The sequence below is a fragment of the Pseudomonas sp. H3_E07 genome (assembly GCF_054668895.1).
In genome coordinates, this window is sequence record NZ_CP162795.1 from 3,831,891 (window position 1) to 3,854,708 (window position 22,818).

Here is a 22,818-nt window from a genome sequence, read left to right on the forward strand (position 1 = left end):
GTCGTATGTCGTTTGAATTATTGGCCACCGACGGCAAGGCCCGTCGCGGTCGCCTGACCTTCCCGCGCGGCACCGTCGAGACCCCGGCGTTCATGCCCGTGGGCACTTACGGCACCGTCAAGGGCATGCTGCCGCGTGACATCGTCGCCACCGGTGCCGAGATCATCCTCGGCAACACCTTCCACCTGTGGCTGCGCCCAGGCACGGAAGTGATCAAGAAGCACGGTGACCTGCATGACTTCATGAAATGGCAAGGCCCTATCCTGACTGACTCGGGCGGTTTCCAGGTGTTCAGCTTGGGCGCCATGCGCAAGATCAAGGAAGAGGGCGTGACCTTCGCCTCGCCGGTGGACGGTTCCAAAGTGTTCATGGGCCCGGAAGAGTCAATGCAGGTGCAGCGTGACCTGGGCTCCGACATCGTGATGATCTTTGACGAGTGCACACCGTACCCGGCTGACGAAGACGTCGCGCGAATTTCCATGGAGTTGTCCCTGCGTTGGGCCCAGCGCTCGAAGAATGCCCACGGTGACAACACCGCTGCGCTGTTCGGTATCGTTCAGGGCGGCATGCATGAAAGCCTGCGCAAACGCTCGCTGGAAGGCTTGGACAAGATCGGTTTTGACGGCCTGGCCATCGGCGGTTTGTCGGTTGGCGAGCCCAAACATGAAATGATCAAGGTGCTGGATTACCTACCGGGCCTGATGCCTGCTGACAAACCTCGTTACCTTATGGGCGTTGGCAAACCCGAAGATCTCGTAGAGGGTGTGCGCCGCGGTGTGGACATGTTCGATTGCGTGATGCCAACCCGTAATGCCCGCAATGGGCATCTGTTCATCGATACAGGCGTGCTGAAGATCCGTAACGCGTTTCATCGCCATGATGATTCGCCGCTGGATCCCACCTGTGATTGCTATACCTGCCAGAACTTCTCCCGTGCTTATCTGCACCATCTGGACAAGTGTGGGGAAATGCTGGGTAGCATGTTGAATACCATCCACAATTTGCGTCACTACCAAGTCCTGATGGCTGGTTTGCGCGAGGCTATTCAACAGGGTACATTGGCCGCCTTCGTCGATGCCTTCTATGCCAAGCGCGGGCTCCCTGTGCCGCCCTTGGACTGAGTTTTCCGACCCTAAGATTCACTATTTGCAACTGGAGTGCTAAATGAGCTTTTTTATCTCTAACGCCATGGCGGATGCCGCTGCGCCTGCTGCTGCCGGCCCTATGGGTGGTGGTTTCGAGTGGATTTTCCTGGTCGGTTTCCTGGTCATCTTCTACCTGATGATCTGGCGTCCACAGGCCAAGCGCGCCAAAGAGCAGAAGAACCTGCTGGGCAGCCTGCAGAAAGGTGACGAAGTTGTGACCACCGGCGGCATCGCTGGCAAGATCACCAAGGTTTCCGACGCTTTCGTGGTTCTGGAAGTGTCCGACACCGTAGAAATGAAGTTCCAGAAGGGCGCCATCGCCGCCACGCTGCCTAAAGGCACGCTCAAAGCGATCTAAGTAACAACCTTTACCAATCGACGGGGCGCGCAAGGCGCCCCGCGTTATAAGCGGGCGGCGTGATGCTGAACAAATACCCTCTGTGGAAATACGTACTGATCCTGGCGGTGCTGGCGATCGGTTTTATTTATTCCGCTCCCAATCTCTATCCTGATGACCCGGCGATCCAGATCTCTGGCGCCAGCACTACGCTGCAGGTCAATCAGGCTGATCTGGAACGCGCGAGCAAAGCGCTCAACGACGCGGGCATCCAGGTTAAAGCGGCAACATTGGCAGCTGGTGCGAAGGGCGGCTTGTTACGCCTGACCAAGCAAGAAGACCAATTGCCGGCCAAAGACGTCGTGCGCAAGGTCATGGGTGACGACTACGTTGTCGCACTCAACCTGGCACAGACCACGCCGCAATGGTTGCGCAGCATTGGCGCGCACCCGATGAAGCTGGGTCTGGACTTGTCCGGTGGTGTGCACTTCCTGCTGGAAGTCGACATGGACAAGGCGCTCGATGCACGTCTTAAAGTCTACGAAGGCGACGTGAAGAGCCTGCTGCGTAAAGAGCGCCTGCGTTATCGCAGCCTGCCGCAGCTCAATGGTGCCATCCAGCTGGGCTTCTCTGACGAAGCGTCCCGCGAACAGGCCCGTGCACTGATCCGCAAAAACTTCAACGATTTCGATATCGTACCGGCCGACTTGAATGGTCAGGCTGTGCTGCGTCTGGCGATGAGCCCGGCCAAGATCGCGGAAATCCGCGAATACTCGATCAAGCAGAACCTGACCACGGTGCGTAACCGCGTCAACGAGCTGGGTGTGGCCGAGCCTATCGTGCAGCGCCAGGGCGCCAACCGCATCGTGGTTGAGCTGCCGGGTGTGCAGGACACCGCTGAAGCCAAGCGTATCCTGGGCAAGACCGCCAACCTGGAGTTCCGCCTGGCGGCTGAGCCGGGTGCTACCCGCGCCACCGCCGAAGAGTTCGAATTCCGCGAAGGCAACCGTCCTCCAGCGTTGATCGAGCGTGGCTTGATCATCACCGGTGACCAGGTGACGGATGCCAAGGCTGGTTTTGGTGAGCACGGCACCCCTGAAGTGAACATCCGCCTGGATGGTCATGGTGGTGAACTGATGAGCCGCGCCACGCGCAGCAACGTCGGTCGCAGCATGGCGGTGATCTTCATCGAGCAACGCCCGATCACCACCTACACCAAGCAGATGGTCAACGGCGTCGAGAAAGACGTACCGGTTCAGACCTTCAAGGAAGAGAAGAAAATCATCAGCCTGGCGACCATTCAGTCGCCACTGGGTGCGCAATTCCGTATCACTGGCCTGAATGGCCAGGGCGAGTCCTCGGAACTGGCGCTGCTGCTGCGTGCCGGTGGCCTGGCGGCACCGATGTACTTCGCTGAAGAACGTACCATCGGCCCGAGCCTGGGTGCCGACAACATTACCAAGGGCGTCGATGCGGCGCTGTGGGGCATGTTGTTCGTGTCGCTGTTCATCATCGCCATCTACCGCTTCTTCGGCGTCATCGCCACCGTGGCCCTGGCGGGCAACATGGTGATGCTGCTGGCCTTGATGTCGCTGCTGGGCGCTACACTGACCCTGCCAGGTATCGCCGGTATCGTACTCACCATGGGTATGGCGGTTGACGCCAACGTACTGATCTTCTCGCGGATTCGTGAAGAGATCGCGGCGGGCATGACCGTGCAGCGTGCAATCAACGAAGGCTTCGGCCGGGCATTTACCGCGATTCTCGACTCCAACCTGACCACTCTGTTGGTCGGCGGGATTCTCTTTGCCATGGGTACCGGCCCGGTCAAAGGTTTTGCGGTGACCATGTCCCTCGGTATCTTTACCTCGATGTTCACGGCCATCATGGTGACCCGCGCAATGGTCAACCTGATCTTTGGCGGGCGTGACTTCAAGAAGTTGTGGATTTAAGGGGCTGCCATGTTACGTACAATCAACTTCATGGGCGTTCGCAACGTTGCGTTCGGCGTCACCGTGCTCCTTACCGTTCTGGCGTTGTTCAGCTGGTTCCATAAGGGCCTGAACTACGGTCTGGACTTCACCGGCGGTACGCTCATCGAGCTGACCTACGAGAAGCCGGCCGACGTCACCCTGGTGCGCAGCGAGCTGGTCAAGGCCGGCTATCACGAAGCCATCGTGCAGAGCTTTGGTGCAACGACCGACCTGCTGGTGCGTATGCCGGGCGAAGACCCGCAACTGGGTCACCAGGTAGCCGAGGCCTTGCAAAAGGTCGGCGGTGACAACCCTGCGTCGGTCAAGCGCGTCGAGTTCGTAGGCCCGCAGGTCGGTGAAGAACTGCGCGACCAGGGCGGCCTCGGCATGCTGATGGCGCTGGTCGGCATCATGATCTACCTGGCGTTCCGCTTTCAGTGGAAGTTCGGTGTCGGCGCCATTGTGTCGCTGATCCACGACGTGATCGTGACCGTAGGCATCCTGGCGTACTTCCAGATTACCTTCGACCTGACGGTGTTGGCGGCGGTGCTGGCGATCATTGGTTACTCCCTCAACGACACCATCGTGGTATTCGACCGGGTTCGTGAGAACTTCCGCGTGCTGCGCAAGGCGACGTTGATCGAGAACATCAACATTTCGACCACCCAGACCCTGCTGCGGACCATGGCGACGTCGATCTCCACCTTGCTGGCGATCGCTGCGCTGATGATCTTCGGCGGCGACAACCTGTGGGGCTTCTCCCTGGCGCTGTTCATCGGCGTTCTGGCAGGCACCTACTCGTCGATCTACATCGCCAACGTGGTGCTGATCTGGCTGAACCTCAACAGCGAAGACCTTATCCCTCCGGCCAGCACTGGCAAGGAGGTCGACGACCGCCCTTGATGGGCGCTTGTTGATCGCTGTGACAAGAAAGGCGCGAGAATTGAACTCGCGCCTTTTTTTTGCTCCAAGGCTGGGTATAGCGCGGACGTTTCGGTCCGCTTGTGATGGTCAGGAGGTTCAACGTGAACAAGTCGTTGCTGGTTGGTGCGGTATTGGGTGCTGTCGGTGTAACTGCCGGGGGTGCTGTTGCCACCTACAGCCTGGTAAAAAGCGGCCCTGAGTATGCGCAAGTGTTGGCGGTGCAGCCGGTTAAAACCCAGATAAAGACTCCCCGTGAAGTCTGCAAGGACGTCACCGTGACCCGGCAGCGTCCGGTGCAGGATCAGCATCAAATCGCCGGTACCGTTGTAGGCGCCCTGGCGGGTGGCTTGCTGGGTAATCAGATCGGTGGTGGTAATGGTAAGAAATTGGCCACCGTGGCCGGTGCGGTCGGTGGTGGCTACGCCGGTAACAAGGTTCAAGAGGGTATGCAGAACCGCGATACCTACACCACTACGCAAACCCGTTGTAACACCGTCAATGACATCAGCGACAAGGTTGTTGGGTACGACGTGCGTTACAACCTGGACGGTAAGGAAGGTTCCGTGCGTATGGAGCGCGACCCTGGCAGCCAGATTCCAGTCGACAAAGAAGGTCGTCTGATCCTGGGTCAGAACCAGCAATAACCGGTTCTGCAGGCATAAAAAAAGCACCCCGAGGGGTGCTTTTTTTGTGCTCGCCCGCTTAGCGCTTCAGCGAGGCCGGCAGGTGCGGCTGGATCGCCGTCAGGACTGCCTTGAAGCATTTGGTGTTGCCGGCAACCACGTGGCCTTTCTCAAGGAAGTCGTGACCGCCGGTGAAGTCGCTCACCAGGCCGCCTGCTTCCTGGATCAGCAGGGCGCCTGCAGCCATGTCCCACTCGGACAGGCCCGACTCCCAGAAGGCATCAAAGCGACCGGCGGCAACGTAAGCCAGGTCCAGGCTTGCTGCGCCAGCGCGGCGGATGCCGGCGGTCTGGCCAACCAGGGCGCGGAACATGCCCAGGTAGTTTTCCAGGTTGTCCATCTGGTCATCACGGAACGGGAAGCCAGTACCCAGCAGGGCGCCGTCCAGGCTGGTGCGGCCACTTACGCGCAGGCGACGACCATTGAGCTGTGCGCCACGGCCACGGCTGGCGGTGAATTCTTCCTGGCGGACTGGGTCGAGAACAACGGCGTGTTCCAGGCGACCACGGTATTTGCACGCGATGCTCACGGCAAAGTGCGGGATGCCGCGCAGGAAGTTGGTGGTGCCATCCAGTGGGTCGATGATCCACAGGTAGTCTTCGCCTTCGCCGCTGCCTTTGTGCAGGCCGGTTTCTTCGCCGAGGATGCCGTGGGTAGGGTAGGCCTTGCGCAGAGCGTCGATGATTTTCTGTTCGGCGGCGCGATCCACCTCGGATACATAATCCTTGGCGTCTTTTTCGTCGACCTTGATGGTATCCAGGCGCTCGATGGAGCGGAAGATCAATTCACTGGCGCTGCGGGCGGCGCGCAGCGCGATATTCAGCATGGGCTGCATGGATGTGTCACCTAAGGTTGTTAAAGAAAGCCGGGCATTCTAGCAGAAACTTTCTTCAGGTGAAGGACGACGTTAGCTTTCATGGCATAACCTTAGGCTGTTCTGTAAGATTTGCTCCCCTTTCCCGTGTCCGAGAGCGCCTCCCTTGCTGCAAAACATTCGTGTCGTCTTGGTCAATACCAGTCATCCCGGCAACATCGGCGGGGTGGCGCGAGCCATGAAAAACATGGGGCTGACGCGCCTGGTGCTGGTCGAACCGCGCGTGTTCCCGCACCACGAGGCCGATGCCCGTGCGTCCGGCGCCAATGACCTCCTCGAAAAGGCCCAGGTCGTCGCCACCTTGGAGGACGCCTTGGTCGGCTGCAATCTGGTGCTCGGCACCAGCGCCCGCGACCGTCGCATCCCCTGGCCGCTGCTCGATCCGCGTGAATGCGGAACCAAAGTGGTCGAGGAGGCCGCGGGCGGCGCTGAAATCGCCTTGGTCTTTGGCCGTGAAGATTCCGGCCTTACCAATGAAGAGCTGCAGCGATGTCATTACCACGTGCACATCCCATCAGACCCTGAGTTCAGTTCGTTGAACCTCGGGGCCGCGGTGCAGGTGTTGACTTACGAAGTGCGCATGGCCTGGCTGGCCGCTGCTGGTCAGCCGAGCAAGGTAGAGAAGGAAGAGGTTGCGTCGACCAAAAGTGGCGAGTTGGCCACCATGGACGAGCTGGAGCGGTTCTATGAGCACCTGGAGCAAACCCTGGTGGCCATCGAATTCCTCGATCCGGAAAAGCCACGGCACTTGATGGCGCGCCTGCGTCGCCTTTACGGACGCAGCTCGGTCAGCCGGGCGGAAATGAATATATTGCGTGGCATCCTCACGGAGACCCAGAAAGCGGCCCGTGGCGAGCTTCTTAAGCGGAAGGATTAAAAATGTTCGAGCGTTTGCGAGAAGATATCCAGAGTGTTTTCCACCGTGACCCGGCGGCGCGCAACGCCTTTGAAGTGCTGACGTGCTACCCGGGCATGCACGCCATCTGGATTCACCGGCTGTCCGGTGCCTTGTGGGGCATGGGTTGGAAATGGCTGGCTCGGTTGGTGTCGAACTTTGGTCGGTGGCTGACCGGGATCGAGATTCATCCGGGGGCCAAGGTGGGGCGCCGCTTCTTCATTGATCATGGTATGGGCATCGTGATTGGCGAGACCGCTGAAATCGGCGATGACGTGACCCTCTACCAGGGCGTGACGCTTGGTGGTACCAGCTGGAACAAAGGTAAGCGCCACCCAACCTTGGGTGATGGCGTGGTGGTGGGGGCGGGCGCGAAGGTGCTTGGCCCGTTCACCGTCGGCGCGGGCGCCAAGGTCGGCTCCAATGCCGTGGTGACCAAGGCGGTGCCGCCTGGCGCAACTGTGGTGGGTATTCCTGGCCGAATCATCGTCAAGCCGGATGTCGGCGATGAGCAGGAAGCCAAGCGCAAGGCCATGGCCGAGAAGATCGGCTTCGATGCCTACGGCGTCAGCGAAGACATGCCCGACCCTGTGGCACGCGCCATTGGCCAATTGCTCGACCATCTGCAGGCGGTGGATGGCAAGTTGGACGGCATGTGCGGCGCGCTGAAGGAGCTGGGCAGCAGCTACTGTGCGAAAGATCTGCCTGAGTTGCGCGAAGAAGACTTCGCCGAGATCAAGAGCGAAACTGCCACCAAGGCTGGCTGAGGTCTGAGGATCACCCGAGATTCCCTGTGGGAGGGGGCTTGCCCCCGATAGCGGTCTGTCAGCCATGGATTTGTTGGCTGACCTGCTGTCATCGGGGGGGCAAGCCCCCTCCCACATTTTGCTCTCGATTTCTGCCTGGCCCTGTTCCTGCTGTTCGTGCTCACCCCATCCTGCTATGATTCGCGCGCCCTTTTTACGGGTAATCCTGACTAAAGTACTAGGTCTTATAGTTGACTTAAATACTCGGGAATCGCATACTTGCTCCCATTCTGAAACACCTTGGTACTTGTCCATGAGACTGACTACAAAAGGCCGATACGCGGTGACTGCCATGCTCGACCTGGCTTTGCATGCGCAAACTGGGCCGGTGTCCCTGGCCGATATCTCTGAGCGCCAAGGCATTTCCCTGTCCTACCTCGAACAGCTGTTCGCCAAATTGCGCCGTAGCAACCTGGTTTCCAGTGTGCGCGGGCCAGGCGGTGGTTACCAGTTGTCCCGCGACATGCAGGGTATCCAGGTCGCTCAGGTGATCGACGCGGTCAACGAATCCGTCGACGCCACCAAATGCCAGGGCCTGGGTGATTGCCACGCCGGCGACACCTGCCTGACACACCACCTGTGGTGTGACTTGAGCCTGCAGATCCATGAGTTTTTGAGTGGTATCAGCTTGGCTGATCTTGTGACTCGCCGTGAGGTGCAAGAAGTAGCCCAGCGTCAGGACCAGCGCCGTTGCAATACCAAGGCGCCGCGTCTGGACAAGATCGAAGCGTCCGCCGTCGAGTAACAGCCGCAGAGCTAACGGCACGCCAGCCAGCCTGATTTAGGAGAAAGTCCATGAAATTGCCGATTTACCTTGATTACTCAGCGACCACCCCGGTTGATCCGCGTGTCGCGCAAAAGATGAGCGAATGCCTGCTGGTTGACGGAAACTTCGGCAACCCAGCCTCCCGTTCCCACGTATTCGGCTGGAAAGCCGAGGAAGCGGTCGAGAACGCGCGTCGCCAAGTCGCTGATCTGGTCAATGCCGATCCGCGTGAAATCGTCTGGACCTCCGGTGCCACCGAGTCCGACAACCTGGCTATCAAGGGCGCGGCGCATTTCTACGCGACCAAAGGCAAACACCTGATCACCACCAAGATTGAGCACAAGGCTGTCCTCGACACCATGCGCCAACTGGAGCGTGAAGGTTTCGAGGTCACCTACCTCGAGCCAACCACCGACGGTATCGTCACCCCGGCCATGATCGAAGCCGCGCTGCGTGAAGACACCATCCTGGTTTCCGTGATCCACGTGAACAACGAAATCGGCACCATCAACGACATCGCGGCCATCGGCGAGCTGACTCGCTCGAAGGGTATCCTGCTGCACGTCGACGCTGCTCAGTCCACCGGCAAGGTCGATATCGACCTGTCGAAACTGAAGGTCGACCTGATGTCGTTCTCTGCCCACAAGACCTACGGCCCTAAAGGCATCGGCGCCCTGTACGTGAGCCGCAAGCCACGCGTGCGCATCGAAGCCACCATGCACGGCGGTGGTCACGAGCGCGGCATGCGTTCGGGCACCCTGGCGACCCACCAGATCGTCGGCATGGGCGAAGCCTTCCGTGTAGCCAAGGAAGACATGGCTGCCGAAAACGTGCGCATCAAGGCCCTGAGTGATCGCTTCTACAAGCAGGTCGAGAACCTTGAGGAGCTGTACATCAACGGCAGCATGACCGCCCGTGTACCGCACAACCTTAATTTGAGCTTCAACTACGTCGAAGGCGAGTCGCTGATCATGGCACTCAAGGACCTGGCGGTTTCGTCCGGTTCGGCCTGTACCTCGGCGTCCCTTGAGCCTTCGTATGTGCTGCGCGCCCTGGGCCGCAACGACGAATTGGCACACAGCTCGATCCGCTTTACGTTCGGCCGCTTCACCACCGAAGAACAAGTCGACTACGCCGCGCAGAAAGTCTGCGAAGCCGTCAACAAGCTGCGCGTTCTGTCGCCGCTGTGGGACATGTACAAAGACGGCGTCGATATTTCCAAGATCGAGTGGGCGGCACACTAACTATAGAAGCCGCCACCCCAGCTCTGTAGGAACGTGGCGGAAAACGCAGGCGTTTCTACAGGGTCCCAGAGCGGCCCTGATGAGTGAGGATTCAGTACCATGGCTTACAGCGAAAAGGTCATCGACCACTACGAAAACCCGCGTAACGTCGGCAAGATGGACGCGGAAGACCCAGATGTCGGCACCGGCATGGTTGGCGCTCCGGCGTGCGGCGATGTGATGCGCCTGCAGATCAAGGTCAACGACAACGGCGTTATCGAAGATGCCAAGTTCAAGACCTACGGCTGCGGTTCCGCTATCGCCTCCAGCTCCCTGGCGACCGAATGGATGAAAGGCAAGACCCTGGATGAGGCTGTCACCATCAGCAACACCCAGCTGGCCGAAGAGCTGGCCCTGCCGCCAGTGAAAATCCACTGCTCGGTACTCGCTGAAGACGCCATCAAGGCGGCCGTTCGCGACTACAAGCAGAAGAAAGGCTTGATCTAAGCATTTGGCGACGAGTAAGGAGTCAACGATGGCTATCAGCATGACAGAAGCGGCTGCACAGCACATTCGCCGCTCCCTGAATGGGCGCGGTAAAGGTGAGGGGATTCGTCTGGGTGTTCGCACCACAGGCTGTTCCGGCCTTGCCTACGTGCTGGAGTTTGTCGACGAGGTGGTTGCGGAAGACCAGGTGTTCGAAAGTCACGGCGAGAAAGTGATCATCGACCCTAAGAGCCTGACCTACCTGGACGGCACCGAACTCGATTTCGTCAAGGAAGGGTTGAACGAAGGCTTCAAGTTCAACAACCCCAACGTGCGCGGTGAATGTGGCTGCGGCGAAAGCTTCAACATCTGAGGCTATTCGTGGGTACTCCTTGTCATTTCGCTTTATTCGAGCTGCAGCCGAGCTTTCGGCTGGACCTTGAGCAGCTTGCCACGCGTTACCGAGAACTGGCGCGTGGCGTGCATCCAGACCGCTTCGCTGACGCTTCCGAGCGTGAGCAACGCCGGGCGCTGGAGCAATCGGCCAGCCTCAACGAAGCCTATCAGACCCTCAAAAGTCCCCCGAAGCGCGCGCGTTACCTGCTCGCGATGAACGGTGGCGATCTGCCCCTTGAAGTCACGGTGCACGACCCGGATTTCCTGATGCAGCAGATGCAGTGGCGCGAAGAGCTTGAAGAGTTGCAGGACGAAGCTGATCTTGCGGGCGTCGCTGTCTTCAAGCGTCGCCTGAAAACGGCCCAGGATGAGCTCAACGAAAGCTTCGCAGCCTGTTGGGATGATGCAGCGCAACGTGAACAGGCCGAACGCCTGATGCGGCGCATGCAGTTCCTCGACAAGCTCACCTACGAAGTGCGCCAGCTAGAAGAGCGCCTCGACGATTAACCCAGTGTGCTGCCCGTGATGCACGCCTGATAGACAGATAAGACCTGATTACCATGGCCCTACTGCAAATCGCCGAACCCGGCCAAAGCCCTCAACCGCACCAGCGTCGCCTGGCGGTCGGGATTGACCTGGGCACCACCAATTCCCTGGTTGCTGCCTTGCGCAGCGGCCTGTCCGAGCCGTTGCCCGATGCCGATGGCCAGGTCATCCTGCCGTCTGCCGTGCGTTATCACGCCGATCGCACCGAAGTCGGTGAGTCGGCCAAGTTGGCGGCGTCTACCGATCCGTTGAACACCGTGCTGTCGGTCAAGCGCTTGATGGGTCGTGGTTTGTCCGACGTCAAGCAATTGGGCGACCAACTGCCGTACCGCTTCGTCGGCGGTGAGTCCCATATGCCGTTCATCGACACCGTCCAGGGCCCGAAAAGCCCGGTGGAAGTGTCGGCCGATATCCTCAAGGTGCTGCGCCAGCGCGCGGAAAAAACCCTGGGCGGCGAACTGGTGGGTGCAGTCATCACCGTTCCGGCTTATTTCGATGACGCTCAGCGCCAGGCCACCAAGGACGCGGCGAAACTCGCCGGCCTGAATGTGCTGCGCCTGCTCAACGAGCCCACTGCGGCGGCCGTGGCTTATGGCCTCGATCAGCACGCAGAAGGCCTGGTCGCTATTTACGACCTGGGCGGCGGTACCTTTGATATTTCGATACTGCGCCTGACTGGCGGTGTCTTTGAAGTGCTCGCGACCGGTGGCGACAGCGCCCTGGGTGGCGATGACTTCGATCACGCCATTGCGGGCTGGATCATCAGCAGCGCCGGTTTGTCCGCCGACCTGGACCCGGGCGAGCAGCGCAACCTGCTGCAAACCGCGTGCGCCGCCAAAGAGGCGCTGACAGATGCTGCAACTGTTGAAGTGTCCTACGGCACCTGGTCAGCTCAGCTGACCCGTGAAGCCTTCGATGCGTTGATCGAACCGATGGTCGCCCGCAGCCTGAAAGCCTGCCGCCGTGCCGTGCGTGATTCTGGTATCGAGCTGGAAGACGTCGGTGCCGTGGTCATGGTCGGTGGTTCCACTCGCGTGCCACGCGTGCGTGAGGCTGTCGCCGAAGCCTTTGGCCGCCAGCCACTGACTGAAATCGACCCGGACCAGGTGGTTGCCATCGGCGCCGCGATCCAGGCCGATACCCTGGCCGGTAACAAGCGTGATGGTGGCGAATTACTGCTACTCGACGTGATTCCACTGTCCCTGGGCCTGGAAACCATGGGCGGCCTGATGGAGAAGGTGATTCCACGCAACACCACCATCCCCGTCGCCCGCGCCCAGGATTTCACCACGTATAAAGATGGCCAGACGGCCATGATGATTCATGTGCTGCAAGGCGAGCGTGAGCTGATCAGCGATTGCCGCTCCCTGGCGCGCTTCGAATTGCGCGGCATTCCGGCGATGGTGGCGGGTGCGGCGAAGATTCGTGTGACGTACCAGGTGGATGCCGATGGCCTGCTCAGCGTGGCCGCCCGTGAATTGGCGTCCGGCGTAGAAGCCAGCATCCAGGTCAAGCCGTCGTACGGGCTGACCGACGGCGAAATCGCCAAGATGCTCAAGGACTCGTTCCAGTATGCCAGTGACGACAAGGTCGCCCGCGTGTTGCGTGAGCAGCAAGTGGATGCCCAGCGCCTGCTCGAAGCGGTGCAGGGCGCCTTGGATGCTGACGGCGAACGCCTGCTGGACGCCGAAGAGCGCATGGTCATCGACCTGCAGATGCAGGAACTGGCCGAACTGATGAAAGGCAATGATGGCTATGCCATCGAGCAACAGACCAAGCGCTTGTCGCAGGTGACTGATGCCTTTGCCGCCCGCCGCATGGATCAGACGGTGAAAGCCGCACTGGCCGGGCGCAACCTGAATGAAATCGAGGAATAATCAATGCCGCAGGTCATTTTTCTGCCACACGCCGAGCACTGCCCGGACGGTATGGTCGTGGAGGCTGAGACCGGCAAGTCCATCCTCGAAGTTGCCCATGACAACCATATCGAGATCGAAAGCGCCTGCGGCGGTGTGTGCGCTTGCACCACGTGCCACTGCGTGATTCGTGAGGGCTTCAACTCGCTCAACGAAGCCGATGAGCTGGAAGAAGACTATCTTGATAGAGCCTGGGGCCTGGAAGCGACTTCGCGCCTGACCTGCCAGGCTATCGTCGGGACTGAAGACATCACCGTCGAAATTCCGAAGTATTCCCTCAACCATGCTGCCGAAGCGCCGCATTGATTCAAGGAAGTGTCATGAGTCTTAAATGGGTTGATGTACAAGAGATCGCTATCCTGTTGGCCGATGCCAACCCCGATCTGGATCCGTACTCCCTGAACTTTGTAGCTTTGCGTGACATGGTCATGGCACTGCCGGGGTTCGAAGATGAGCGTGATCGCGGCGGTGAGAAGGTTCTGGAAGCTATCCAGACTGCCTGGAAAGAAGAACAGGACTGACGCCTCCCTTTACGCAGTTAGGCAATACCCAATAACCCGCGTATAATTCGCGGGTTTAATTTTTCGTAAATTACCGTTTCTGGAGTTACACCATGGCTGTTCAACGTACTTTCTCCATCATCAAGCCTGACGCTGTTGCAAAAAACGTCATCGGCGAGATCACCACTCGTTTCGAAAAAGCCGGCCTGAAGGTTGTAGCTTCGAAACTCAAGCAACTGTCCAAGGCTGAAGCTGAAGGCTTCTACGCTGAGCACAGCGCTCGTGGCTTCTTCGGCGACCTGGTTGCCTTCATGATCTCCGGTCCTGTTGTTGTTCAGGTTCTGGAAGGTGAAAACGCTATCGCTCTGAACCGTGAGCTGATGGGCGCTACCAACCCTAAAGAAGCTGCTGCCGGCACCATCCGTGCTGACTTCGCTGAGTCCATCGACGCCAACGCTGTACACGGTTCGGACTCCGAAGCCGCTGCTGCTCGCGAAATCTCGTACTTCTTCGCAGCTACTGAAGTAACCGCTCGCTAAGCATCGGCTTAAAGAGTGAGGGTGAATCCATGACGACATCGACTGTAAAAACCAACCTGCTGGGTCTGACCCAGCCGGAAATGGAGAAATTCTTCGACTCAATCGGGGAGAAGCGTTTCCGTGCCGGTCAGGTAATGAAATGGATTCACCACTTTGGCGTCGACGATTTCGACGCCATGACGAACGTCAGCAAGGCCCTGCGCGACAAGCTCAAGGCCATTGCTGAGGTCCGTGGTCCCGAAGTGGTCAGCGAGGACATCTCCAGCGACGGCACCCGCAAATGGGTGGTGCGCGTGGCGTCCGGCAGCTGCGTCGAGACCGTGTACATTCCCCAGGGCAAGCGCGGTACCTTGTGCGTTTCGTCCCAGGCAGGCTGTGCCCTGGACTGCAGTTTCTGCTCCACCGGCAAGCAAGGCTTCAATAGCAACCTCACCGCCGCTGAAGTGATCGGCCAGGTGTGGATTGCCAACAAATCCTTTGGCAGCGTCCCGGCGACCGTCGACCGTGCCATCACCAACGTGGTGATGATGGGCATGGGTGAGCCGCTGCTGAACTTCGACAACGTCATTTCGGCCATGCACCTGATGATGGACGACCTGGGCTACGGCATTTCCAAGCGCCGCGTGACCCTGTCGACCTCCGGCGTGGTACCGATGATCGATGAGCTGGCCAAGCATATCGACGTCTCCCTGGCGTTGTCGCTGCACGCACCCAATGACGCATTGCGTAACCAATTGGTGCCAATCAACAAGAAGTATCCGCTTAAGATGCTGCTCGAATCTTGCCAGCGTTACATGGCGACCTTGGGCGAAAAACGTGTGTTGACCATTGAGTACACCTTGCTCAAGGACATCAACGACAAGGTCGAGCACGCGGTCGAGATGATCGAGTTGCTCAAGGACACGCCGTGCAAGATCAACCTGATCCCGTTTAACCCGTTTCCACATTCTGGCTACGAGCGGCCGAGCAACAACGCCATCCGCCGTTTCCAGGATCAACTGCACCAGGCTGGCTACAACGTGACCGTGCGCACCACCCGTGGTGAAGACATCGACGCCGCCTGTGGCCAATTGGTAGGGCAGGTGATGGACCGTACCCGCCGCAGCGAACGTTATATCGCCGGACGCGAAGTGAGCGCCGCCGACGATTTACCGCTGATCGCTGTGAATCGAATCTGAGAGAGGATCTCTATGCCATTGCGCCTTGCGCTGCTTTTGCTTGTTACCGGTCTCGCGGCCGGTTGTGTTTCATCGGGTCATGAGAGCCCTTTGCAAACCGGTAAAGGCCGTGAGGAGGCGCGGGTTGCCTATGTGCAGCTGGGCTTGGGTTACCTGCAACAAGGCATGAGCGAGCACGCCAAGGTGCCGTTGAAGAAAGCGCTTGAGCTGGACAGCGACGATCCCGATGCCAATGGCGCACTGGCCCTGGTGTTTCAGGCCCAGGCCGAGCCGGAACTGGCCGAACAGTATTTCCATAAGGCCCTGGCTGCCCGTCCTGCCGACCCACGGCTGCTGAACAATTACGGCAGCTTCCTGTTCGAGCAGACACGTTATGACCAGGCCGCCCTTTATTTCCAGCAAGCCAGCACTGATACCCTCTATCCTGAGCGTTCGAGGGTGTTCGAGAACCTTGGGGTTACCTCGATGCGCCTCGGCCAGCGTGACAGCGCTCGCCAGCACCTGGAAAAAGCCCTGCATTTGAACGGTCGCCAGCCTCGGGCATTGCTTGAAATGGCTGAGTTGTCCTACGAAGACAGGCATTATGTGCCGGCACGTGACTATTACGAGCGCTTTAGCCTGCTCAGCGGGCAAAATGCACGTAGTCTATTGCTCGGCGTGCGCTTGGCGACGGTTCATGAAGAACGCGACACGGCCGCACGTTTTGGCCAGCAACTCGAACGACTCTATCCCGGTACGCCGGAATATCAGCAATACCTGTCGGAGCAATGATGAAAGCGGCGCACCCGGAAGTTGTAGCAGCTAATCGCGTAAACCCAGGCGACACCTTGCGTCAGGCCCGTGAAAGCAATGGTTGGTCGCTGGCGGAAGTGGCCCTCAAGCTCAATCTGACCACGACGTCCCTGGGCAATCTGGAAGCTGGCGCGTTCGATAAGCTGCCTGGGCACACCTTTGCCCGTGGCTATATCCGCGCCTATGCCAAATTGCTGGGTATCGACCAGGCCATACTGGTCCAGGAATTCGACCAGTTCACCGGCACCGACTCCCAGGGCAGCAACGTGCACGGCCTGGGTCGCATCGAAGAGCCTGTACGGGTTTCCCACACGATTTTGCGTATTGTCAGCCTGTTGCTGCTGATCGCGGTCATCGGTGGCGGTTTCGTCTGGTGGCAAGACCAGGCCTCCCAACGTACCAAGGACCTGACCAGCAACGCCATGGAGCACGTCGAAGTCGAAAGCGCCGACGGCACCACTCAGATTCATCCGCTGGACGAGCCGGAAGACCAGGCCGTTGCCGAAGGCCAGGCCTTGCCTGAAGCACCGGTTGCCACCGAGCAGCCAGCAGCACCGGAAACCGCGCCAGCCGCGACCGCTGCCGCACCGACTCCCGCGACGCCGGCTGCTCCGGTTGCCCAGACACCGGCAGCTCCCGTGCAGACGCCAGCGACGCCGGCTCCCGCCGCTCCGGTAGCGCCTGCTATTTCGCCGCCCACCGCACCAGCGTTGATCGCCGGTGATGGTCGTGTACAGATCACCTTCATCGCTGACTGCTGGACGCAGGTCACCGATGGCAATGGCAAAGTGCTGTTTAGCGGTCTGAAGCGTAAGGGAGATACGCTTGACCAGGGCGGCAAGCCTCCTTTGACGCTGCGTCTGGGTTTTGCCCGTGGCGCGCAAGTGGCCTACAACGGCCAGCCTGTGGACGTAGCGCCGTTCACCACCGGCGAAACTGCTCGCCTGAAGTTGGGACAATAGTCATGCACGGCGAATCTCCAATCAAACGTCGCGTATCGCGCAAGATCTGGGTCGGCTCGGTGCCGGTGGGTGGCGATGCCCCCATCGCGGTCCAGAGCATGACCAACAGCGACACCAATGACGTGGCCGCCACCGTTGCCCAGATCAACCGTCTGGAAGCTGCGGGCGTGGACATCGTGCGCGTGTCCGTGCCGGACATGGACGCTGCCGAAGCTTTTGGTCGCATCAAGCAACTGGTCAAGGTGCCGTTGGTTGCCGACATTCACTTCGACTACAAGATCGCGTTGCGTGTGGCCGAACTGGGTGTGGACTGCCTGCGTATCAACCCGGGCAACATCGGTCGTGAAGACCGTGTGCGTGCGGTGGTGGACGCGGCCCGCGACCGTGGCATTCCAATCCGTATCGGCGTCAACGCCGGCTCGCTGGAAAAAGACCTGCAAAAGAAATACGGCGAGCCGACGCCGGCAGCGCTGGTTGAATCGGCGCTGCGCCACGTTGAACACCTTGAACGCCTGAATTTCCAGGACTTCAAGGTTAGCGTAAAGGCCTCCGACGTGTTCATGGCAGTAGAAGCCTACCGCCTGCTGGCCAAGGAAATCGTGCAGCCGTTGCACCTGGGTATCACTGAAGCGGGCGGTTTACGCTCAGGCACAGTGAAATCTGCGGTGGGTCTCGGTATGCTGCTCGCCGAAGGAATTGGCGATACTATCCGCATCTCGCTGGCGGCAGACCCTGTAGAGGAAGTGAAAGTCGGTTACGACATCCTCAAGTCCCTGCGTTTGCGTTCCCGTGGCATCAATTTCATTGCCTGCCCGAGCTGCTCGCGGCAGAACTTCGACGTGGTGAAAACCATGAACGACTTGGAGTTGCGCCTTGAAGACCTGCTGGTGCCGCTGGATGTTGCGGTTATCGGTTGTGTGGTCAACGGGCCGGGCGAAGCCAAAGAAGCCCATGTGGGCCTGACCGGTGGTACGCCGAACCTGATCTACATCGACGGCAAGCCGTCGCAGAAGTTGACGAATGACAATCTGGTGGATGAGCTGGAAAAGCTGATCCGCGAGAAAGCGGCCGAGAAGGTCGCGGCTGACGCAGCGCTGATCGCGCGCGGCTAAGAACGAATTTAAGGATTTGATGTGAGCAAGTCTTTGCAAGCCATTCGTGGCATGAACGACATCCTGCCGGAACAGACGCCGCTGTGGCGCTATTTCGAGGGCACTGTCGCGCGCCTGCTGGATAACTACGGTTATAAGCAGATCCGCATGCCGATTGTCGAGTTCACCGAGCTGTTCAAACGCTCCATCGGTGAAGTGACTGACATCGTCGAAAAAGAGATGTACACCTTTGAAGATCGCAACGGCGACTCCCTGACCCTGCGTCCGGAAGGCACTGCCGCGTGCGTGCGCGCCGTGCTTGAGCATGGCCTCACCGGTGCTGGCCAGCCGCAAAAGTTGTGGTACATCGGCCCGATGTTTCGTCACGAACGCCCCCAGAAAGGCCGTTATCGCCAGTTTCACCAGATCGGCCTGGAAGTGTTCAACATCGACGGCCCGGACATCGACGCCGAGCTGATCGTGCTGACCTGGCGCCTGTGGGGCCTGCTGGGTATCCGCGACGCGGTCAAGCTTGAACTCAACAGCCTGGGTACCAGCGAATCCCGCGGCCGCTATAAAGTGGCCCTGGTCGAGTACCTGTCGGCCCACCTGGACAAGTTGGACGAAGACAGCCAGCGCCGTCTGAAGACCAACCCGTTGCGCGTCCTCGATACCAAGAACGCCGACACCCAGGCCGTGCTGGTCAATGCGCCGAAAATGGCCGATTACCTGGACGACGAGTCCCGTATCCACTTCGAGGGCCTCAAGGCTCGTCTGGAGGCGGCCGGTATTCCGTTCGAAATCAACACCAAACTGGTGCGCGGCCTCGATTATTACAGCAAGACCGTGTTCGAGTGGGTCACCGACAAACTCGGCGCCCAGGGCACCGTGTGTGCCGGTGGTCGTTACGACGGCCTGGTCGAGCAGATGGGCGGCAAACCGACCACCGGTGTGGGCTTCGCTATGGGCATCGAGCGGCTGATCCTGCTGCTGGAAACCCTGGAGAAGGTCCCGGAAGAGATCTCCCGTCAGGTGGACGTGTACCTGTGCGCCTTTGGCGAGGCCGCCGAACTGGCTGCCCTGGCCCTGAGCGAAAAGGTCCGCGACCAACTGCCAAACCTGCGCCTGCAAGTCAATGCCGGCGCCGGCAGCTTCAAGAGCCAGTTCAAGAAGGCCGACAAGAGCGGTGCGCTGTATGCATTGATCCTTGGCGATGACGAGCTGGCCCAGCAAGTGATAGGTTTCAAACCCCTGCGTGGCCAGGGCGAGCAACAGAACATTGCCTTTGATGCGCTCGCTGCGCACTTGGCCACCTGCGTCGTGCAGGGTTGAAGCTGTCGAACAGCCGAATTTAGCGATTAAGGAGTATTGGGGTGTCGAGTACTGATGATGAGCAACTGGCCGAGTTCAAGGACTGGTGGCAGCGTAACGGCAAGCCCCTGGTTACTGGCGGCCTGCTGGCTTTAGTGGTGGTGTTCGGCTGGCAAGCCTGGACCAAGTATCAGGCCAACCAGTCCCAAGGCGCCTCGATCGTCTATCAGCAATTGCTGGAAACCACCCTGACGCCGGACGGCAAGCCTGATCCTGCGCAGGTTGCAGACCTGGCCGGCAAGCTGAAGAACGAATTCGGCGGTAGCACCTACGCCCAATACGGCAGCCTGTTCGTCGCGAAAGTCGCGGTAGACACCGGCAAGCTGGATGACGCCGCCGCAGAGCTGAAGGCCATCGCCGACAAACCGACCAACCCAACCCTGGGTGAAATCGCACGTCAGCGCCTGGCTCAGGTCCTGGCGGCACAGAACAAGGCTGACGAAGCACTCAAACTGCTCGACGGCGATGCTGACAAGGCATTTGTAGCCACTCGCGAAGAGCTCAAGGGCGACCTGTTGGTCCAATTGGGTCGTACCGACGAAGCCAATGCTGCGTACCAAAAAGCCAAGGCGGCGCTGTCTGATGAAGCGGCGGTCGGTGGCTTACAAATCAAGCTGGACGACTTGGCCAAAGGGGATGCGTGACGTGATCCGTTGGAAACATGCAGCATTGCTGGCTCTGGCCGTTCTGGCCGCGGGTTGCAGCAGCAACAGTAAAAAAGAACTGCCGCCTGCGGAGCTGACCAGCTTCAAGGAAGAAGTGGTCCTGCAAAAGCAGTGGAGCCGCTCCATCGGTGACGGTCAGGGCGAAACCTACAACATGCTGGTACCGGCAATCGACGGTGACAACATTGTGGCCGCTGATGTCACCGGCGTGGTGATCTCCATGGATCGCATGAACGGCGACGTCAAGTGGAAGAAAGACCTCGAATTGCCAGTTTCCGGCGCCGTAGGCGTGGGTTACGGCATGGTCATGCTCGGCACGCTGAAAGGCGAAGTCGTAGCCCTGGATTCCAGCACCGGTGAAGAGAAATGGCGCGCCCGCGTGACCAGTGAAGTACTCGCACCGCCTGCCACCAACGGCGATATCGTCGTGGTGCAAACACAGGACGACCGTGTGATCGGCCTCGACGCCAGCACTGGCGAACAGCGCTGGTTGTATGACAGCACCCCAGCGGTGCTGACGCTGCGCGGTACCAGTGGTCCGATTGTGACCAACAATCTGGCCGTTGCAGGCCTGTCGACCGGTAAAGTGGTTGCGCTGGATACCCAGAACGGCGTGCCGGCCTGGGAAACCCGTGTGGCCATCCCGCAAGGCCGTTCCGAACTGGACCGCGTAGTGGACATCGACGGTGGCTTGCTGCTGTCCGGTGAAACCCTCTACGTCGCCACTTACCAGGGCCGTGTTGCGGCACTGGACCTGCAGAGCGGCCGTGTGAACTGGCAGCGTGATGCTTCCAGCTACGCCGGTGTCGCCCAAGGGTTTGGCAGCGTCTACGTCAGCCTGGCGTCCGGTACCGTTGAAAGTGTCGACGAACGTTCCACGACCGCGCTGTGGAGCAACGACTCCCTGGCCCGCCGTCAACTGTCGGCACCGGAAGTGTTCTCCAGCTACGTCGCCGTGGGTGACTTTGAAGGCTACCTGCACCTGTTGAGCCAGGTAGACGGTCGCTTCGTGGGTCGCGAGCGTATCGACAGCGACGGCCTGCGTGCGCGTCCGCTGGTCGTGGGTAACATGCTTTATGTGTATGGCAACAGCGGCAAGCTGGAAGCCCTGACCATCAAGTAAGAACTATGCTTGGGGTAACACCCAGGCGGCCCCGCTTCGGCGGGGCATGCGGCATCTGACGATGCTGCCCCGAGCACCAGCCGCTGCCTTGCAGCGGCTTTTGTATTTTCTGAAATAACGAAGTGGAGAGCCGCATGGTTCCCGTAATCGCCCTGGTGGGCCGACCTAACGTCGGCAAGTCCACCTTGTTCAACCGCCTGACCAGGACTCGCGACGCCATCGTCGGCGACTTGTCCGGTCTGACCCGTGATCGCCAATACGGTGAGGCAAAGTGGCAAGGGCGCTCCTACATTATTGTCGACACCGGTGGTATCTCCGGTGATGAGCATGGCATGGACGAGAAGATGGCCGAGCAGTCGCTGCTGGCCATTGAAGAAGCCGATGTCGTGTTGTTCCTGGTGGACGCTCGTGCAGGCTATACCGCCGCCGACCAGATGATTGGCGAGCACCTGCGCAAGCGCAACAAGCGTTCCTACGTGGTCGCCAACAAGATCGACAACATCGATCCTGAACTGGCCCGTGCCGAATTCAGCCCGATGGGCCTGGGCGATGCGATCCCGATCGCCGGTGCCCACGGTCGTGGCATTACCCAGATGTTGGAAATTGCCCTCAGCAGCTTCCCGAAGGATAACGCCGAGGAAGAAGAGGGTGAGGAAGAGATCGTCGCCGAAGGTGAGGAAGCCAAGCGCATTCCAGGCCCGAGTGAAAAAGACGGTATCAAGATCGCCATCATCGGCCGTCCAAACGTTGGTAAGTCCACGCTGGTCAACCGTATGCTCGGTGAAGACCGGGTCATCGTCTACGACCAACCCGGCACCACCCGCGACAGCATCTACATCCCGTTCGAACGTAACGAGGAAAAGTACACGCTGATCGACACCGCCGGTGTGCGCAAGCGCGGCAAGATCCACGAGGAAGTTGAAAAGTTCTCGGTGGTGAAAACCCTGCAAGCGATCAAAGACGCCAACGTGGTGATCTTCGTGATGGACGCCCGCGAAGGCGTGGTGGACCACGACCTCAACCTGCTGGGCTTCGCCCTGGAGGCCGGTCGGGCACTGGTGATCGCGATCAACAAGTGGGACGGCATGACGCCGAGCGAGCGCGATTTCGTCAAGATTGAGCTGCAGCGTCGGTTGTTCTTCGTCGAGTTCGCCGATATCCACTTTATCTCGGCACTGCATGGCACCGGTGTGGGCAACCTCTACGCGTCCGTACAGAACTCGTTCAAGTCTGCCGTCACCCGCTGGCCGACCAACCGCCTGACCCAGATCCTGGAAGATGCCGTTGGCGAGCACGCGCCGCCGATGGTCAACAACCGCCGGATCAAACTGCGTTACGCCCACTTGGGTGGTGCCAACCCGCCGATTATCGTGATCCACGGTAACCAGATCGAGAAGGTGCCGAAGTCCTATGTGCGTTACCTGGAAAACACCTACCGCCGTGTCTTGAAACTGGTCGGTACGCCGATCCGTATCGAGTTCAAGGGTGGCGAGAACCCATACGAAGGCAACAAGAACACACTGACTGACCGTCAGGTGAACAAGAAGCGTCGTTTGATGACTCACCACAAAAAGGCCGACAAGAAGCGCCGCGACAAGCGCTGATTCCGACCTCGCAAAAAGGGCTC

At 59.5% G+C, this 22,818-nt stretch carries 25 protein-coding genes; 24 read left to right on the forward strand and 1 reads right to left on the reverse strand.

The window, feature by feature from the left end:
* Positions 1-5 precede the first annotated feature (5 nt).
* The 5 genes from tgt to AB4O08_RS17570 all read left to right on the forward strand — a co-directional run bounded on the left by tgt (position 6) and on the right by AB4O08_RS17570 (position 5,023).
* The gene (gene tgt / locus AB4O08_RS17550; RefSeq protein WP_003175976.1) at positions 6-1,121 is read left to right on the forward strand and encodes a tRNA guanosine(34) transglycosylase Tgt; all 1,116 of its coding nucleotides are present in this window, start codon (positions 6-8) and stop codon (positions 1,119-1,121) included.
* A gap of 43 nt (positions 1,122-1,164) precedes the next feature.
* Positions 1,165-1,503 carry a preprotein translocase subunit YajC gene (gene yajC, locus AB4O08_RS17555; protein WP_003175975.1) on the forward strand — a complete coding sequence of 113 codons (339 nt, stop codon included), beginning with the start codon at positions 1,165-1,167 and terminating at the stop codon, positions 1,501-1,503.
* Between the two features lie 62 nt (positions 1,504-1,565).
* A complete protein-coding gene (gene secD / locus AB4O08_RS17560) occupies positions 1,566-3,434 on the forward strand; it encodes a protein translocase subunit SecD (RefSeq protein ID WP_010207890.1) in 1,869 nt (622 codons plus the stop codon).
* Positions 3,435-3,443: 9 nt separating this feature from the next.
* Positions 3,444-4,358 (forward strand): protein translocase subunit SecF, encoded by a 915-nt coding sequence (gene secF / locus AB4O08_RS17565; protein ID WP_010207892.1) that lies wholly within the window; start codon positions 3,444-3,446, stop codon positions 4,356-4,358.
* A 122-nt stretch (positions 4,359-4,480) separates the two neighbouring features.
* On the forward strand, positions 4,481-5,023 hold the full coding sequence (locus AB4O08_RS17570; protein ID WP_010207894.1) for a glycine zipper 2TM domain-containing protein: 543 nt from the start codon (positions 4,481-4,483) through the stop codon (positions 5,021-5,023).
* A 58-nt stretch (positions 5,024-5,081) separates the two neighbouring features.
* Here AB4O08_RS17570 and suhB read toward each other — a convergent pair whose 3' ends face one another.
* Complete coding sequence (gene suhB, locus AB4O08_RS17575; protein WP_003175971.1) at positions 5,082-5,897, reverse strand: type III secretion system regulator SuhB; 816 nt, start codon at positions 5,895-5,897, stop codon at positions 5,082-5,084.
* A 145-nt stretch (positions 5,898-6,042) separates the two neighbouring features.
* Between suhB and trmJ the strand changes: the two genes are divergently transcribed.
* The 19 genes from trmJ to der all read left to right on the forward strand — a co-directional run bounded on the left by trmJ (position 6,043) and on the right by der (position 22,795).
* Entirely contained in the window at positions 6,043-6,813 is a 771-nt protein-coding gene (gene trmJ, locus AB4O08_RS17580) for a tRNA (cytosine(32)/uridine(32)-2'-O)-methyltransferase TrmJ (protein WP_010207895.1), read from the forward strand.
* 2 nt (positions 6,814-6,815) lie between these two features.
* Entirely contained in the window at positions 6,816-7,598 is a 783-nt protein-coding gene (cysE, locus tag AB4O08_RS17585) for a serine O-acetyltransferase (RefSeq protein WP_021492279.1), read from the forward strand.
* A 292-nt stretch (positions 7,599-7,890) separates the two neighbouring features.
* On the forward strand, positions 7,891-8,382 hold the full coding sequence (gene iscR, locus AB4O08_RS17590) for a Fe-S cluster assembly transcriptional regulator IscR (RefSeq protein ID WP_003194020.1): 492 nt from the start codon (positions 7,891-7,893) through the stop codon (positions 8,380-8,382).
* Between the two features lie 50 nt (positions 8,383-8,432).
* Complete coding sequence (locus AB4O08_RS17595; RefSeq protein WP_010207898.1) at positions 8,433-9,647, forward strand: IscS subfamily cysteine desulfurase; 1,215 nt, start codon at positions 8,433-8,435, stop codon at positions 9,645-9,647.
* A 99-nt stretch (positions 9,648-9,746) separates the two neighbouring features.
* Positions 9,747-10,133: a Fe-S cluster assembly scaffold IscU gene (gene iscU / locus AB4O08_RS17600; protein ID WP_010207899.1), complete on the forward strand. Its 387-nt coding sequence runs from the start codon at positions 9,747-9,749 to the stop codon at positions 10,131-10,133.
* A gap of 28 nt (positions 10,134-10,161) precedes the next feature.
* On the forward strand, positions 10,162-10,485 hold the full coding sequence (gene iscA / locus AB4O08_RS17605) for an iron-sulfur cluster assembly protein IscA (protein WP_003175963.1): 324 nt from the start codon (positions 10,162-10,164) through the stop codon (positions 10,483-10,485).
* Positions 10,486-10,493: 8 nt separating this feature from the next.
* Entirely contained in the window at positions 10,494-11,015 is a 522-nt protein-coding gene (hscB, locus tag AB4O08_RS17610) for a co-chaperone HscB (RefSeq protein ID WP_460114246.1), read from the forward strand.
* A 53-nt stretch (positions 11,016-11,068) separates the two neighbouring features.
* On the forward strand, positions 11,069-12,931 hold the full coding sequence (gene hscA, locus AB4O08_RS17615; RefSeq protein ID WP_010207902.1) for a Fe-S protein assembly chaperone HscA: 1,863 nt from the start codon (positions 11,069-11,071) through the stop codon (positions 12,929-12,931).
* Positions 12,932-12,934: 3 nt separating this feature from the next.
* The gene (gene fdx, locus AB4O08_RS17620; RefSeq protein WP_010207904.1) at positions 12,935-13,276 is read left to right on the forward strand and encodes an ISC system 2Fe-2S type ferredoxin; all 342 of its coding nucleotides are present in this window, start codon (positions 12,935-12,937) and stop codon (positions 13,274-13,276) included.
* Between the two features lie 14 nt (positions 13,277-13,290).
* On the forward strand, positions 13,291-13,491 hold the full coding sequence (iscX, locus tag AB4O08_RS17625; RefSeq protein ID WP_016977667.1) for a Fe-S cluster assembly protein IscX: 201 nt from the start codon (positions 13,291-13,293) through the stop codon (positions 13,489-13,491).
* A gap of 92 nt (positions 13,492-13,583) precedes the next feature.
* Positions 13,584-14,009 carry a nucleoside-diphosphate kinase gene (gene ndk, locus AB4O08_RS17630; protein WP_003175956.1) on the forward strand — a complete coding sequence of 142 codons (426 nt, stop codon included), beginning with the start codon at positions 13,584-13,586 and terminating at the stop codon, positions 14,007-14,009.
* Positions 14,010-14,038: 29 nt separating this feature from the next.
* On the forward strand, positions 14,039-15,187 hold the full coding sequence (gene rlmN / locus AB4O08_RS17635; protein WP_010207907.1) for a dual-specificity RNA methyltransferase RlmN: 1,149 nt from the start codon (positions 14,039-14,041) through the stop codon (positions 15,185-15,187).
* Positions 15,188-15,199: 12 nt separating this feature from the next.
* Positions 15,200-15,958 (forward strand): type IV pilus biogenesis/stability protein PilW, encoded by a 759-nt coding sequence (gene pilW / locus AB4O08_RS17640; protein WP_010207908.1) that lies wholly within the window; start codon positions 15,200-15,202, stop codon positions 15,956-15,958.
* Positions 15,958-16,941 (forward strand): RodZ domain-containing protein, encoded by a 984-nt coding sequence (locus tag AB4O08_RS17645; protein WP_021492277.1) that lies wholly within the window; start codon positions 15,958-15,960, stop codon positions 16,939-16,941. Before pilW ends, AB4O08_RS17645 begins: the two co-directional genes overlap by 1 nt.
* Positions 16,942-16,943: 2 nt before the next feature.
* Positions 16,944-18,053: a flavodoxin-dependent (E)-4-hydroxy-3-methylbut-2-enyl-diphosphate synthase gene (gene ispG / locus AB4O08_RS17650; RefSeq protein ID WP_003175952.1), complete on the forward strand. Its 1,110-nt coding sequence runs from the start codon at positions 16,944-16,946 to the stop codon at positions 18,051-18,053.
* Positions 18,054-18,074: 21 nt separating this feature from the next.
* A complete protein-coding gene (gene hisS, locus AB4O08_RS17655) occupies positions 18,075-19,364 on the forward strand; it encodes a histidine--tRNA ligase (protein ID WP_010207913.1) in 1,290 nt (429 codons plus the stop codon).
* A gap of 41 nt (positions 19,365-19,405) precedes the next feature.
* Positions 19,406-20,047 carry a YfgM family protein gene (locus AB4O08_RS17660; protein ID WP_010207915.1) on the forward strand — a complete coding sequence of 214 codons (642 nt, stop codon included), beginning with the start codon at positions 19,406-19,408 and terminating at the stop codon, positions 20,045-20,047.
* Positions 20,040-21,191 carry an outer membrane protein assembly factor BamB gene (gene bamB, locus AB4O08_RS17665; protein WP_021492276.1) on the forward strand — a complete coding sequence of 384 codons (1,152 nt, stop codon included), beginning with the start codon at positions 20,040-20,042 and terminating at the stop codon, positions 21,189-21,191. Before AB4O08_RS17660 ends, bamB begins: the two co-directional genes overlap by 8 nt.
* A 134-nt stretch (positions 21,192-21,325) precedes the next feature.
* The gene (der, locus tag AB4O08_RS17670) at positions 21,326-22,795 is read left to right on the forward strand and encodes a ribosome biogenesis GTPase Der (RefSeq protein WP_010207919.1); all 1,470 of its coding nucleotides are present in this window, start codon (positions 21,326-21,328) and stop codon (positions 22,793-22,795) included.
* Positions 22,796-22,818 lie beyond the last annotated feature (23 nt).